We start from the raw sequence: 14114 nt of genomic DNA on the forward strand, positions 1-14114 counted from the left end.
CGATTGCTCTGGAACCACGGCGTGCCGAGTTTTGGTCTTGGCGCTTTGCGCTTCATTTGCTGCTGGCCGATATGGCCTCCGCACAGCAAGACACGCAAGAAATGCAGCGTCTTTTTGGCGCAGAAGAAGCCGATGTTTACCGCGCTGTTTTGCTCTACCGCACCGGACAGCCCTTGGTGGCCGTGCAAATGCTGAGCCGGGCCGCCCGCTCGCCCAATTACCAAGACGCATCTTCACAAGACTGGCTGGGCTTTCACTTGGGCGAAGCACACCGCGTGGCTGGACAGCCTGCGCTGGCCATCGCCGTTTGGAGCGAACGGCTCAAGGTCAGCGGGCAGTCTCATCTGCTCAGGCTCTCACTGGCCGAGTTGCTCAATCAACAAGGCCGCTTCGTTCAGGCCAAAGCCATGGCCATGAACCAGCGCGACTTGGGCAGCCTCACCGATGCGCTGCTCATGCAGGCCTTGCTGGCCAGTCGCGGCCTGAAAGACGCGGACGAAACCCGATTGGCGAGCCAGATGGCTGCACGTTTGAAGGCGCAAGCGCTGCGGCAAGAGTCACTGATCGAGCGGCCCAAATTGATTTACCAAATTGCCTATGGTCAAGACATGACCGCGGGCTTGGCCCTGTCCATCGAAAATTGGCAGCTGCAAAAAGAGCCCCCCGATGCACTCCTGTTTGCGCAAGCTGCGCTTGCGCTTGCGCAGCCCCGAGCGGCAGAGCCTGTGGTCGTCTGGGCAGAAAAAACGGGCTACACCGATCCCCAATTGGCGTCGCTCATCCGGCAACTCAAAGCGCACCCCCGTTGGTCGGAGCAGAGGTCATGAACGCGCGCTGGCCATATCTCGGCGGTCTTGCCTCACTGCGCCATGCGACCATGGCTTGCATGGTGTTTTGGGGCCTGTTGTTCACAGGCAACTTGTGGGCCCACTCCAGCAGCAACAGTTACCTCACACTCAGCATGCCCTCTGAGCAACTGAGCTTGCGCGCGGACATTCACTTGCGTGACCTTGACTTGATCTTTGATTTGGACGGCAACCGTGATGGCCAAGTCACCTGGCGCGAGACGGAGTCTCGTTTTGCTGAGTTGAACGCCTGGCTGGTGCAGGGCATTGCGCTGAGCGCCGCGGGCCAAAGCTGCCCTTTGGGTGAGGCTGACTTGAAAGCCAGCCAGCATGCCGACGGCCTGTATTTGAGTGCTGTATGGACACCTTTGTGTCCTGCTGCCTTGGGTTCGGCGGACCGCGCCAGCATGAAGCTGCGATATGACCTGATTTTTGCGCAGGACAATCTGCATCGGGGCCTGCTTCGGGTGGATTTTCCGGATTACCAAAGCAGTGCGCTGCTCAGCCCAGAGAGGCCAGAGGCCCAGGTCAGTGCCAGCGACAGCCGTCCTTTGCGCGTGTTCGGGCGGTATGTGTTGGAGGGGGTTTGGCACATTTGGATCGGCATCGACCACATCGTCTTTCTTCTGAGCCTGTTGGTGTTGGCGCCGCTGCAGTCCTCACGCCAGCGCGTCATGCACTGGCGTGCGGCCATGCAGGCTCGGCCCGTGGTGCGCGATGTGCTGGTCGTGGTCACCGCATTCACGCTGGCGCACTCCATCACGCTGGGCCTGACCATCACCGGCTGGCTCACCCCGCCAGCCGATCTGGTGGAGCCAGCCATCGCCTTGTCCGTGGTGTTGGCTGCGCTGAACAACCTGCTGGGTTTCAGTGCACTCAAGCGCTGGCGGTTGGCTTTTGTCTTTGGCCTTGTGCATGGCTTCGGCTTTGCCAGCGTGTTGCTGGATCTGGGCTTGCCCGCCAGCGCTTTGTTGGCTGCCCTGGGTGGTTTTAATGTGGGTGTGGAGCTGGGTCAACTGGCCATTGTGGCCGTCTTTTTACCCTTGGCCTGGGTGCTGCGTCATACCGCGTTTTACCGGTGGGTGGTGGTGTTCGGCGGTTCAGTGACCATCGTCGTTTTGGGCACATTTTGGACGCTTCAGCGCATGGGCTGGCTGGCGTGATGTGGAACCAGTGAGCGATGACTCACCCAGAAACAGAGTTTCAAGTCTCTGTGTGGGTTTCAGGCCATCGCCCCTGGCGATTCAAAATCGGCAGGGGTTGGTCAAGTGGACGCGACGAGAAAACCCTCTTGGTTTTCCGCACCGTTTTTTTTATTCAATCCTGACGCCGGTCTCTTTGACCACTTTGCCCCACTTGTCCAGTTCTGAGACCATGAGTTGAGACATGGCTTCGGGGGTGGACAGGCTCACTTCTACGCCCGCATCGAACATCGATTTTTTGGTTTCCGGCGTGTTCATGATCTTGGCAATTTCACTGTTTAAGCGGTTGACAATGTGGGCGGGTGTGCCCGCCGGTGCAAGCATGGCCAGCCAGATGGTGGCATCGTATCCGGGCACGCCTGCCTCTTGCATGGTCGGCACATTGGGCAGTTGGGGAATACGCTTTGAACCCGTGACAGCCAAGGCGTTCAGACGGCCATTGGGCACTTGTGCCAGTGCATTGGGCACACCTGCAAAGCTGCTTTCAACGACTCCCGCCACGAGGTCTGTGGCCGCCAAGTTGCTGCTCCGGTATGGCACATGCTTGAGTTGGGTGTTGGTCATGGAGGCAAAGAGGCCACCGATGAGGTGTTGTGCGCTGCCGTTGCCAGATGAAGCGAAATGAATCTTGTCAGGCTGTGACTTGGCCAGGGCAATAAACTCCTGCACATTTTTTGCAGGCACTTTGGGATTGGTGAGCAGTACATATGGTGAATCCACCAATTTCGTCACAGCCGTAAAACCTTTGATCGGGTCATAAGGCACATTTTTGTAAATCCAGGGACTGATCACATGCGTTGAGGACACGATCAGCAGCGTGTGACCGTCGGCAGCTGACTTGGCAACCATGTCGGAGCCGATCGTGGAGCCAGCACCCGGTTTGTTTTCGATGACCACAGCTTGCCCCAGGCTTTCGCCCAGCTTGACACCCAAGATGCGCGCCACCACATCGGTGAACCCACCAGGGCCAAAAGGGACCACGATTTTCACGGGTTTGGTGGGGTAAGTCTGTGCAAGGGAACTCCCGACAGACGCGTTAAACAGGGCTGCAGTGAAGACGACACTCAATAGCTTTTTCATGGTTTAACCTTTGTAGGATGGTTCGGGTTGGGAAAAGAAACTGTGCAAAATTTGATAAACCATCAAGTGGTTTTTTTGCTGGAAACTGGCGTGCGAGATGCCTTGCATGACGCTGAATTGCTTGTTGGTGGAGGGCAGCAACTTGAAGAAGTTCAGCAAGTCTTCCAGGCTGGCGATCCCGTCGTACTCACCCCTCATGAGGAGCGTAGCGGCCTTGATTTGGCTGGGATCTACCAGAGGTAGTTTCGAACACATGTCTACATAGGTGCCTGTTGGCATGGATGAGTCGAGCGTCAGAATCGCATCTGCAAAAGCGTCTTTGGTGGCTTCATCCGCACAGGCGGGATGGTCGCGGTTGAAGATGCTGTGTACAAAAGCGCGGTCGATGGGGCGGCTATTTTTCGCCAAAAACTCGGGCAGCTTTTTCTTCCTTTCGGCCAGTGTCGGACTGCCTTCGCCAGTCCAGACAAATGCGTCCAGCGCCAACTTGGCCACGCGTTCCGGATGTTTTTGTGCAAAAACGGCAGCCTTCAGTGCACCTGAAGAAATACCATAGACCAGCAGCTGTTTTGCACCCGTGGTCTTGCGTATGTAATCGCTGCCAGCGGCCAGATCGTCGGCCCCATTGTTGATGTCGAAGTTGATCGTGCGGTGTTTGTCCGAGCGACCATAACCTTCGTTGTCCATGCACCAAGTGTCAAAGCCGCGTTCGGCAAACCAGTCCATCACCGAAGAGTGCGGGCGGCCTGGGACGTGCAGGTCAAACGTGGGTTGTGATGCCATGGATGAGCCATGGACAAACAAAAGGGTGCCCGCTGGGGGGACGTGGGGGGATGCTGGCTTGTTCCATAAAAAGAGACGGATGTCCCCTTTTTGCGTCCAGTGCTCGTGGCCGCCAGACCATTGAACGGTCGTCATGTCGTTTGTCTCCTAAGTTGTGAACGGCCTCTAGTCGGGCCTTGGTGCATCTGCGCTGCAGACCTTGGGCTGCAGCGGGTGGGTTTCAAAAGGTTTACAGAGGGGCTTTTAGAAAGTTCTCCAGTGCAAAGTGGAATTTGTTGCGGGCTACGCCCATCATGGGGTTATGGGCAATGCCAGAAAGAACCACAAATTGTTTGTCTTTGGTGGGCAAGCGTGCAAAGAAGTCCAGCAAATCGGGTTCGGCGGCAATCCCATCGAACTCCCCCCGGATCAACAAGGTGGGGCAAGGGATCGCTTCAGGCTTGGCCAAGGGCAAGTTGGCACACATGTCCACATAAGTGCCGGTAGGCACTTCGCTGACCAGCGGCAGTTCTGCGGCCGCAATGGCTTTGGGCACAGTGTCTTCGCTGGAGCCGGGTTTGTCGCGGTTGAACATGCCTTCATAAAAGGCCAAATCCACTTTGCGGCGTGGGCTGGCGCTGTACTCAGGTAATTTTTTTCGACGCTGTTCGAGCGTAGGGGAGCCCGCGCCTGTGTAGACGAGTGCCGACAATCCCAGTCGTGCCACGGTGTGCGGGTGCGCTTCTGTATAGAGGCATGCACGCAAAGCGCCAGAGGATGAGCCGAAGATGTTGAGAGTTTTTGCGCCGGTCTCTTGCAAGATGAAGGGCACCACAGCGGCCAAATCCAAGGCGCCTGTGCTGACATCGCTGTTGCCCCGGCCAGACCAGCTGGAGCGGCCGTAGCCCTCATGGTCTACGGTCCAGACGTCATAGCCACGGGCTGCAAAGTAATCCATGACCGAATAGTCCTGACCTCCGGGTACTTGCAGGTCATAGGTGTTGCGTCCTGAAACCGTGGAGCCATGGACCAGCAACAAAACGGGCTTGGCCACCTCTTCGGCTTGCGGGGGGGTGGCGCGTTTGCGGTAAACGTACAGGCGAACTTCTTCGCGGGGAACAAAATAGTCTTGACTCCAGATCACGGTGGTACTGCCTTGGGTGATGGTTAAAAAAGCAACTTGGAAAGAGACGAGCCACTCGATCCTGCCAAATCACAGAGATGACTATACTTTTGTGATTCTGGCCATGGAAGGGCTTTTCGTGAATACATTGTTTACAGGCGCGAACCGATGCGCGACCTGAATGCCTTGGCCACATTCGTGGCGGTCGTTAAGGCCAACAGTTTTACTTTGGCTGCCGATCATTGCGGCATCTCCAAAGCACTGGTGACCCGTCATATCCAAGATTTAGAGGTTTCGCTGGGCGTCAAGCTGCTCAACCGCAGCACACGCAAGATTGGCCTGACTCAGGCTGGTGAGCGCTTCTATGACCGCTGTACCCGCATCGTGGCGGAGGCCGATCAGGCTGTTCGGGATGTTGAAGAGTTGTCGCGTGGATCGCATGGCCTTATTCGCATCAGTACGGCCATCACTTTCGGGCGGATGCATCTGTTGCCTGCGGTGAACGATTTTTTGGTGCTCAATCCGTCCATTCAAATCGAGGTCACCTTGTCTGAGCGTTTTGCGGACCTGATTTCTGGCAACGCGGACCTGGTGGTTCGCTTGGCCGAGGAGCCGCGCTTGAGCAATTTGGTGGCGCGGCGCCTCGCGCCTGCACGTTGGATGGTGGTGGCTTCGCCGGACTACATCAGCCGACACGGCGTGCCGCTTTCGCCGCGCGACTTGCTGGAATTCAATTGCCTGGTTTATGACCGACCCAAGGGGGGGGACTGGCGGTTCAAAGGCCGGGAGGGTGACCAAAGCATCAAGGTTTCGGGAAATTTGCGCTCGAATGTCGCCGAAGGCTTGTTGGATGCGGCCATTTCAGGCTTGGGTATCGCGGCCTTGCCGTCGTTTGCTGTCTCGCCTTATCTGGTCTCAGGCCAGTTGGTCGAGTTGCTCAGCGATTACACATTACCAGAGAGCACCTTGTATGCCGTGTTTTTGCCGGATCGAAGATTGCCAGAAAGAATTCGAACTTTTGTGCAGTTTTTGGCCGACCGATTTTCATCGGAGGATTATTGGAAAACAGGAAGAATGCCTGTTTGATGTCCCGGTTTTGAAAGCTGTGGCTTCACTTCACGGCCGAGGAAAACCATTGCGCCCGGGAAACTCAGGCGCAAGCGTTCTGGCATTGGGCATTTTTAACCAAAGCCTGAGCATTCGGCGGCGATGGGCCAAGTCCTCATGGTCTTCAAAATCGGTGCGTGAATGCAGCACCGCATAGTTGTTGGCAAATTGCAGATCACCCGGCTCCATCAACATGTCGACCCGAATGTCGGGCAAATGCATGATGCGGTCAAAACAGTCCAAAGCCTCGGTGTCGACCTTGGACAAGGGCACACCTTTGATGCTGCAGCCCAGTTCCAGATACTGACGCAAGTAGCGGCAGCTCAATTTGCCCTGGTGGTAGCTGAAAATCGGCGACAGACTGGGCTCAGGCTCACACAGGTGTTCAAAATAAAACAACCGGTAGAACAGGCCCAAATATTCCGGGTGCTTTTCTAAGATTTCGTTGTAAATACGGGCCACGCTGACCAAGCTGCTCACGCCGCCTCGCTTCGCTTTGCGCACACACAGCAGACCGACGACATCGGACGGGTCGGAGTGATACGGCAAATAGAGGTTGGTTTGATAAACACGTGTGCGAATGTCTTGGGGGTCGCCCACCGCCATCACTTCGCCCAACAAATCACCCCTCGGGTTTTGACACACAGGCAGGCCCAGATGCAATCCAAGGCCGTAGTAAACCGCATTCAATTCTTCTTCACTGTAGCGATCGACAGGCAAGCCCCGCCACAGCGCAAACCCTCTGCCGTTTTCGAGGACCTCGGCCAAGTCCTCCAGTAATTGGCTCAAAGCGTGACCGATTGGAAAGTCGTCGCGGGTGAAATCGGGAAACCGCAGGCCTCTATTTTTGAGTGAGGCCAGTGCGTCATCCAGCGCTTGAATTTGTGACGGATCGAGCTGGTGTATCCAGCTTGTATCGTTTTGGATATCTTTGCCCGTCCAGGCCGCTGGGCCAGTGACGGCTTGTTTCAGCACGATGCTCATGGGTGACCTTTTGTCTGAAGGTGTTCGATGGAAATTGTTGACCGTACTTTAATCTGCTTTCAGCAGCCAGCCGGACCCGTTGTCACTTCAAGGCATCTGGCAGGTTCGTGGTCGGCCGGTCGGCCGGTCGGCCGGTCGGCCGGTCGGCCGGTCGGTCGGTCGGTCGGTCGGTCGGTCGGTCGGTTTGTGCGTGGCGCGATGCTGCCACTGTCCCGATTACCCAAATGTGAAGGCCGACAACGCCGTCTCCATCACACGGTCTGAAAACACCTTGCGCCCCGCATCCATGCCCCCGGCGCCTGCGGCGGTCATCAGCGGTAGCAGGTGTTCTTCGGCGCGAGCCGGGTGGCAGTCACGCGCCCCTGGCGCTTGCGTCCAGTTCGACAGCAAGCGATCGCGCTCTTGTGGCGTGGCTTCAACCGCTGCCGTGAGCCATGTGTCAAACGCATCAGAAATCGGGCCGTATTGCGGGTTGCCATAGCCGCGCATGTTGTGAAAACTCATGCCGCTGCCGATGATCAACACACTTTGATCCCGCAGCCCTTGCAGGGCACGGCCGACCTGCAGTTGTTGTGTCGGATCGAGCGAGTCGTTCAGTGAGAGTTGCACCACCGGGATGTTGGCCTGCGGAAAAATCAATTGAAGCGGGATGAACATGCCGTGGTCAAAACCCCGTTGCGCGTCCGAGGCGCAGGCGATACCTGCCGCCCCGAGTGTGGCCAGCATCTGCGCGGCCAGTGCCGGGTCACCCGGCGCGGGGTATTGGAGTTCATAGGTGTGCGGCGGGAACCCCGAGTAGTCGTAAATCAGCTGGGGGTGCGAGCCGCTGGTCACGGTCACCTTTGGTGTCAGCCAATGGGCCGAGACCAAGACGATGGCCTTGGGTGTGCACGGCAAGGTGGTGGCCAAGTTTTTCAAAAAATCGGCCATTCGATGCCAAGCGTCTGGCGGGTTCCAGTCCATGAAAAAGCAGGGGCCTGCGCCATGAGGGATGAACCAGGTTGGCATTTTGCTGTGGGTGGCGCTGGTGGGGATCATGGGTTTCTTGGCCTCCAGTGAGGGGGTGAGGTCGGGGTGTCTTACGGCGGGGTTCGCTGGTTCTGTCTTTATATACCTGCGGCCTGAGCGACTTTTGATCTTGGACATCGCTTCGCTTGGCCAAAATTCCGAGGACGTGTGGTTTTTCAGGCCTGCGCCCCGTTGCAAGGCCATGCCAGCACTCCGTATTTGGGTTCTAAAGTGTCTTATTTTGGGTGATCCGTGAACTTGGCTGGCTGTATGAATATCCAGTATATTTGGCGCATGACAAGCAATCCTATTTCATGCCCGCAACCGGTTTGGGTGCCCGACGCCAAAGTCTGGTTGGCGATGTGCGCGTGGACTGTCCGGGCGGGTTTTCCTTCGCCAGCGGCGGACCACACGCGCAAGCGCATTGACCTGAACGAGCACCTGATCCGCAACAAAGAGGCGACTTTCATCTTCCGGGTCAAGGGTGACTCCATGAATGGCATCGGCATTTATGAGGGCGATGAGTTGTTGGTGGACCGCTCCATCGAGGCCAAGCACGGCAACATTGTGCTGGCGGTGTTGAATGGCGATTACACCGTCAAGCGCCTGTATCGCCGTGGCGGCGTGGTCAAGCTGATCGCAGAAAACCCACTGTATCCGCCCATCGTGGTCAAGGAGGGTGAGGAGTTGGTGATTTGGGGTGTGGTCACGCGCAACCTGCATAAACTGTATTGACACCATGACCCCGAGTGAACCGTCTTCTTCTCATTTGATCGATCCGGCATCTCTGGCCGCGCTGCCACGCAGCGCGGGTGTTTATATCTTTCAGGGTGTGGGCACACTGCCCCTTTACATCGGCAAAAGCGTGGACATTCGCAGCCGCGTTTTGGCGCATTTGAGGGCCGAGGACGAGGCCGCAATGATCGCCCAGTCCCGCAGGGTGGATTACATCGAGACCGCTGGCGAGATCGGTGCATTGCTGCTCGAAGCCCGTTTGATCAAAGAGCAAAGCCCCTTGTTCAACATTCGATTGCGCCGTTTGCGCAATCTTTGTGCGATCCAGCTGACCGAGAAGGCGGGGGAAAGGGCGCCCGTCGTCGTCTCGGGCCAAGATGTTCCAGTCGGCCGCACGGATGACCTGTATGGGCTTTTTGGTTCCGTGCATGCGGCACAGAGCAAGCTGCGCGAGCTGGCGGACCAGCACCGGCTCTGTTTGGGCTTGCTGGGCCTGGAAAAAATCAGCCCGCGGGGCTGCTTTGGCCTGCAGGTCAAGACCTGCCTGGGGGCTTGTGTGGGCCAAGAGGCCAGGCAGGACCACGATCAACGCCTATTTTCTGCGCTGCTGGACTTGAAAGTTCATGCCTGGCCTTACCCGGGTGCGGTGGATTTGTTGGAGTCTAACGGCGACTGGATTCAACGGCACCGCATTCAAGACTGGCGCTACATGGGCACATGGTGCTCCAGGTCCCAGCAAATGGTGCGGCATGAACAGCTTCGGTTTGATTTGGACACGTACAAAATTTTGGTCAAGCCTCTCATGCTCAAGACCGCCAGGATTGAGCCCGCATGACACCGCAGTTGGCGCTTGTGGACTGCAATAACTTCTACGTGTCATGTGAGCGGATCTTCAGGCCAGATCTGGCGCGGGTGCCGATGGTCATTTTGTCCAACAACGATGGCTGTGTCGTGTCACGCTCCAACGAGGCCAAGGCATTGGGCATCAAAATGGGGCAGCCCTGGTTCGAGTGCCAACCGCTGGCCGAGGCGCATGGCATTTTGGCCCTGAGCAGCAACTACGCGCTGTATGCCGATATGTCCAACCGGGTCATGAACATCTTGCGTGATTTTTCTCCGCAGTGCGAGGTTTACTCGATCGATGAGTGTTTTGTGGACCTCACGGGCAGCCCCCGGTTGCGAGAGCTCAGTTACGCCATGCGTGAACGTGTGGGCCGGTGGACGGGCATGCCCGTTTGCGTGGGCATAGGACCGACCAAGACCTTGGCCAAACTGGCCAACCATGTGGCGAAAAAGCATCCGCGATCCCAAGGGGTTTTCAACTACAACGCATTGACTGGGGATCAAAAATCCCAGTTGTTGAAGCGTCTGCCTGTGCAGGAGGTTTGGGGCGTTGGGCGCAAGTTGACCCAGCGCTTGGCGCTTCATGGGGTGTGCACGGCCTGGGACTTGCGTGAGGCCCACATGCCAACGCTGCGTTCAGAGTTCGGGGTGGTCTTGGAAAAGACCCAGCGCGAGTTGCAGGAAACGTCCTGCATGCCGTTGGAGGAAGCGCCCTGCGACAAGCAGCAAATCATCTCCAGCCGCTCGTTTGGGGGCATGGTCACTGAGCTGCCGGTTTTGAAAGATGCACTGTCGACATTCGTGGCCAACGCCTGTGCCAAATTGCGCGCTCAAAACAGCCATGCGGCGGTGATACAGGTTTTTTTACAGACCAACCGATTTCGCAAGGAACTGCCCCAATACACGCCCAGCTTGGCGGTGCCGCTGCCTTACCCCACCAACGACTCCTTGGAGGTCAATCGGTGGGCGGGCTGGCTGTGTGAGCGCATGTTCAAGCCTGAGTACCAGTACAAAAAGGCGGGGGTCATGCTGAGCGAGATCAGTCCGCTGAGTCACCACCAAGGTGATTTGCTGGAGACGGCGCGACCCGACAAGCACAAGCTCATGCAGGCACTGGATGGGTTGAACGCGCGCTATGGCCGTGGCGCAGTCAAGGTGTCAACCCAAGGCGCATACACAGGTTGGCAAATGAAGCAGGAGCGCAAGTCCCCCAACTACACCACCAGCTGGACAGATGTGCCGTGGGTTTGATGCCGAGGTTTTTGGCGGAGCCTCATCGGGTCTTTCTAGGCTGTTGTGTGTCCGGCTGATCGCGTAAAAAAGCCCGCACAAGGCGGGCTCTCTTGGTCCGGGCTTTAGGGGCGCGGTTGAAATCCGATCAACGTTGCACGTCGCGGCGCACCGAGCCGGTGAACAGCTGACGTGGGCGGCCGATTTTGTACTCGGGGTCGCTGATCATTTCGTTGAGTTGGGCGATCCAGCCGACGGTGCGTGCCAGGGCGAACACGCCAGTGAACAGGTTCACGGGAATGCCGATGGCGCGTTGCACGATGCCGGAGTAGAAGTCCACGTTGGGGTAGAGCTTGCGGCTGACGAAGTAGTCGTCTTCCAGAGCGATTTTTTCCAGGGCTTTGGCCAGCTTGAACAGTGGGTCGTTTTCCAGGCCCAGCTCTTTGAGCACTTCGTCGCAAGTTTCTTGCATGAGCTTGGCGCGAGGGTCGTAGTTTTTGTAAACACGGTGACCGAAGCCCATCAGCTTGACGCCGGAGTTCTTGTCTTTGACCTTTTCCATGAACTCGCCCACTTTGGAAATGCCACCCATTTTTTGGATGTCTTCGAGCATGTTCAGGCAAGCTTCATTGGCACCGCCGTGGGCAGGGCCCCACAAGCAAGCCACGCCCGCAGCGATGGCCGCAAACGGGTTGGTGCCGGACGAGCCGCACAGACGAACGGTGGAGGTTGATGCGTTTTGCTCGTGGTCGGCGTGCAGAGTGAAGATGCGGTCCATGGCGCGCTCGAGCACGGGGTTGACCACGTACTCTTCGCATGGTGTGCCAAACATCATGCGCAAGAAATTGCCCGCATAGCTCAGGTTGTTCTGGGGGTACATGTAGGGCTGGCCAACGCCGTACTTGTAAGCCATGGCCACCAGGGTGGGCATCTTGGCGATCAGGCGGATCGCGGCAATGTGACGGTGCTCAGGGTTGTTGATGTCGGTGCTGTCGTGGTAGAAGGCCGACAAGGCACCCACCAAGCCGGTCAACACGGCCATGGGATGGGCATCACGGCGAAAGCCACGCAAGAAAAACTGCATCTGCTCATTGACCATGGTGTGCTGGTTGACCAGCTTGTGGAAGTCCTTGCCTTGTTCGCCGACGGGCAATTCGCCATTCAGCAGCAGAAAGCATGTATCGAGGAAGTCTGCTTTGTGGGCCAATTGCTCAATCGGGTAGCCGCGGTACAGCAGTTCGCCCTTGTCGCCATCGATGTAGGTGATGGCCGACTGGCATGAGGCGGTGGACAAGAAGCCTGGATCGTAGGTGAACATGCCGCTTTGCGCGTACAGCTTGCGGATGTCGATGACGTCCGGTCCGATGTTGCCTGAGTACACGGGCATGTCGATGCTGGGGCTGCCATTGGAGAACGACAGGGTGGCTTTGTTATCGGCGAGTTTCATGGTGGGTTTCCTCTTGGTTTCCAGATATGAACCTTGGCAGGCTCAGGCTCTCAGCATGTCCAGGACTTCACACACCTCTTCGGTGCTGATCTCGGTCTGCAGTTCCGTTCGGCGCAGCAGCAAGTCCATGAGATCGTTGTCTGACAGGTCCATCAGCACATACATGCCGCGGGCCTGACCAACCGTCAGCGCAGCGGCGTGGCGATTGAAAAAACGCTCGATGAAAAGATCGTTCTCGAGCAAACCGCGTCGGCTGCGCCAGCGCAGTTTGCTCAGTGACCGCTCGCTCAAAGGTGCGAGGCGGTCGGCATCGACCAAAGATGCGTCTTCCAGAATGGGGGTGACAGTCATCAGGCAGCGCGGCGCAACATCATTTCTTTGATTTTGCCAATCGCCTTGGTGGGGTTCAGACCCTTGGGGCAGACATCGACGCAATTCATGATGGTGTGGCAGCGGAACAAGCGGTAGGGGTCTTCCAAGTTGTCCAAGCGCTCGGCGGTGGCTTCGTCGCGGCTGTCGGCGATGAAGCGGTAAGCCTGCAGCAAACCGGCCGGGCCCACGAACTTGTCGGGGTTCCACCAGAAGCTGGGGCAGGCGGTCGAGCAGCTGGCGCACAAGATGCACTCGTACAAGCCGTTCAGCTCGTCACGATCTTCCGGACTTTGCAGGCGCTCGGTTTCGGGCGGAATGGTGCTGTTGATCAGGTAAGGTTTGATCGAGTGGTATTGCTTGAAGAACTGGGTCATGTCCACGATCACGTCGCGGATCACAGGCAAGCCGGGCAGGGGTTTCAAAACGATGTTGCCGGGCAGTGTGTTCATGTTGGTCAAACACGCCAGCCCGTTTTTGCCGTTGATGTTCATCGCGTCCGAGCCGCACACGCCTTCGCGGCAAGAGCGGCGGAACGAAATGGTGGGGTCCACGGCCTTGAGCTTCATCAGGGCGTCGAGCAACATGCGTTCGTTGCCGTCCAGCTCCACCTGGATGGTTTGCATGTAAGGCTTGGCGTCCTTGTCAGGGTCGTAGCGGTAGATCTGGAAAGTGCGTAGGGTCATGAAATAACTCCTGGTGTATTCGGGGGGCGGACCGTCACTGGAAGCGAGCGGTCCGAACAATCTTTAGAAGGTGCGAACCTTGGGTGGCACAGAGTCCACCGTCAAGGGCTTGAGCTTGACGGGCTTGTAGGTCAAGCTGTTGTCGGCGCTGTGCCACAGGGTGTGTTTCATCCAGTTGGCGTCGTCGCGGCCCAAGGGTGCCACGGCATCGTCCACTGGGCGCTCATAGTCGCTCACGGTGTGGGCACCACGGCACTCTCGGCGGGCTGCGGCAGACACCATGGTGGACTGCGCGGCTTCGATCAGGTTTTCCACTTCCAGGGCTTCAATGCGGGCGGTGTTGAACACTTTGGAGGTGTCCTTCAGGCCGATCGCATTGACGCGCTCACGGATGGCCGCGATTTTTTGCACGCCTTCGTCCATGGACGCCTGGGTGCGGAACACACCAGCGTGTTGCTGCATGGCGGCGCGCATGTCGTTGGCCACGTCCTGGGCGTATTCGCCGCCACGACCTTCAAGCTTGTTCAAGCGCTCGAGGGTGCGGTCTGTGGCATCGGCCGGCAGGTCTTTGTGCGACTTGGTTTTGGAGGCGAAGTCGACGATGTGGTTGCCGGCAGCGCGCCCGAACACCAGCAAGTCGAGCAGCGAGTTGGTGCCCAAGCGGTTGGCGCCGTGCACCGACACGCAAGAGCA

Annotated in this window: 14 protein-coding genes and 2 pseudogenes; 6 read left to right on the forward strand and 10 right to left on the reverse strand. The window is 57.7% G+C overall.

Annotation, left to right across the window (positions count from 1 at the left end; all coding sequences use genetic code 11):
* Both Q0341_RS05635 and Q0341_RS05640 read left to right on the forward strand, forming a co-directional pair.
* On the forward strand, positions 1-827 hold an 827-nt coding region (locus Q0341_RS05635; protein ID WP_299511117.1), incomplete at its 5' end, for a hypothetical protein.
* The gene (locus Q0341_RS05640; RefSeq protein ID WP_299511119.1) at positions 824-2008 is read left to right on the forward strand and encodes a HupE/UreJ family protein; all 1185 of its coding nucleotides are present in this window, start codon (positions 824-826) and stop codon (positions 2006-2008) included. The genes Q0341_RS05635 and Q0341_RS05640, both read left to right, overlap by 4 nt.
* Positions 2009-2158: 150 nt before the next feature.
* Here the strand turns inward: Q0341_RS05640 and Q0341_RS05645 are convergent, their stop codons facing one another.
* The 3 genes from Q0341_RS05645 to Q0341_RS05655 all read right to left on the reverse strand — a co-directional run bounded on the left by Q0341_RS05645 (position 2159) and on the right by Q0341_RS05655 (position 5033).
* Positions 2159-3127, reverse strand: a complete 969-nt coding sequence (locus Q0341_RS05645) for a tripartite tricarboxylate transporter substrate binding protein (RefSeq protein WP_299511121.1) — start codon at positions 3125-3127, stop codon at positions 2159-2161.
* A 3-nt stretch (positions 3128-3130) separates the two neighbouring features.
* Positions 3131-4045, reverse strand: coding sequence for an alpha/beta hydrolase (locus tag Q0341_RS05650; protein WP_299511123.1), 915 nt, complete (start codon positions 4043-4045; stop codon positions 3131-3133).
* Between the two features lie 94 nt (positions 4046-4139).
* The gene (locus tag Q0341_RS05655; protein WP_299511124.1) at positions 4140-5033 is read right to left on the reverse strand and encodes an alpha/beta fold hydrolase; all 894 of its coding nucleotides are present in this window, start codon (positions 5031-5033) and stop codon (positions 4140-4142) included.
* A 147-nt stretch (positions 5034-5180) separates the two neighbouring features.
* On the opposite strand from Q0341_RS05655, the gene Q0341_RS05660 reads away from it, so the two are divergent.
* Positions 5181-6098, forward strand: coding sequence for a LysR family transcriptional regulator (locus Q0341_RS05660; protein ID WP_299511125.1), 918 nt, complete (start codon positions 5181-5183; stop codon positions 6096-6098).
* 30 nt (positions 6099-6128) lie between these two features.
* On the opposite strand, the gene Q0341_RS05665 is transcribed toward Q0341_RS05660, so the two are convergent.
* From Q0341_RS05665 to Q0341_RS05675, 3 genes and pseudogenes are all read right to left on the reverse strand, one after another.
* Positions 6129-7103: a TauD/TfdA family dioxygenase gene (locus Q0341_RS05665; protein WP_299511126.1), complete on the reverse strand. Its 975-nt coding sequence runs from the start codon at positions 7101-7103 to the stop codon at positions 6129-6131.
* A gap of 87 nt (positions 7104-7190) precedes the next feature.
* A pseudogene (locus tag Q0341_RS15240) lies at positions 7191-7259 on the reverse strand (hypothetical protein); the annotation flags it as partial.
* A gap of 60 nt (positions 7260-7319) precedes the next feature.
* Positions 7320-8141: a class III extradiol ring-cleavage dioxygenase gene (locus Q0341_RS05675; RefSeq protein ID WP_299511129.1), complete on the reverse strand. Its 822-nt coding sequence runs from the start codon at positions 8139-8141 to the stop codon at positions 7320-7322.
* Between the two features lie 264 nt (positions 8142-8405).
* Between Q0341_RS05675 and umuD the strand changes: the two genes are divergently transcribed.
* From umuD to Q0341_RS05690, 3 genes are read left to right on the forward strand one after another with little or no spacing between them, the layout of a single operon-like run.
* Positions 8406-8846, forward strand: coding sequence for a translesion error-prone DNA polymerase V autoproteolytic subunit (umuD, locus tag Q0341_RS05680; protein ID WP_299511130.1), 441 nt, complete (start codon positions 8406-8408; stop codon positions 8844-8846).
* Positions 8847-8850: 4 nt separating this feature from the next.
* On the forward strand, positions 8851-9681 hold the full coding sequence (locus tag Q0341_RS05685) for an endonuclease (RefSeq protein WP_299511131.1): 831 nt from the start codon (positions 8851-8853) through the stop codon (positions 9679-9681).
* Complete coding sequence (locus Q0341_RS05690) at positions 9678-10940, forward strand: Y-family DNA polymerase (protein WP_299511132.1); 1263 nt, start codon at positions 9678-9680, stop codon at positions 10938-10940. Before Q0341_RS05685 ends, Q0341_RS05690 begins: the two co-directional genes overlap by 4 nt.
* Before the next feature lie 127 nt (positions 10941-11067).
* Here the strand turns inward: Q0341_RS05690 and Q0341_RS05695 are convergent, their stop codons facing one another.
* The 4 genes and pseudogenes from Q0341_RS05695 to Q0341_RS05710 form a co-directional block, all read right to left on the reverse strand.
* Positions 11068-12366, reverse strand: a complete 1299-nt coding sequence (locus tag Q0341_RS05695) for a citrate synthase (protein WP_299511133.1) — start codon at positions 12364-12366, stop codon at positions 11068-11070.
* 42 nt (positions 12367-12408) lie between these two features.
* A complete protein-coding gene (locus Q0341_RS05700) occupies positions 12409-12717 on the reverse strand; it encodes a succinate dehydrogenase assembly factor 2 (protein ID WP_299511134.1) in 309 nt (102 codons plus the stop codon).
* Positions 12717-13421, reverse strand: coding sequence for a succinate dehydrogenase iron-sulfur subunit (locus Q0341_RS05705; RefSeq protein ID WP_299511135.1), 705 nt, complete (start codon positions 13419-13421; stop codon positions 12717-12719). The genes Q0341_RS05700 and Q0341_RS05705 overlap by 1 nt, the downstream gene beginning before the upstream one ends.
* A 63-nt stretch (positions 13422-13484) precedes the next feature.
* Positions 13485-14114, reverse strand: a pseudogene (locus tag Q0341_RS05710) (succinate dehydrogenase/fumarate reductase flavoprotein subunit); the annotation flags it as partial.

The sequence above is a fragment of the uncultured Limnohabitans sp. genome, from assembly GCF_937889215.1.
In the GTDB taxonomy this organism is placed as follows: domain Bacteria; phylum Pseudomonadota; class Gammaproteobacteria; order Burkholderiales; family Burkholderiaceae_C; genus Limnohabitans_A.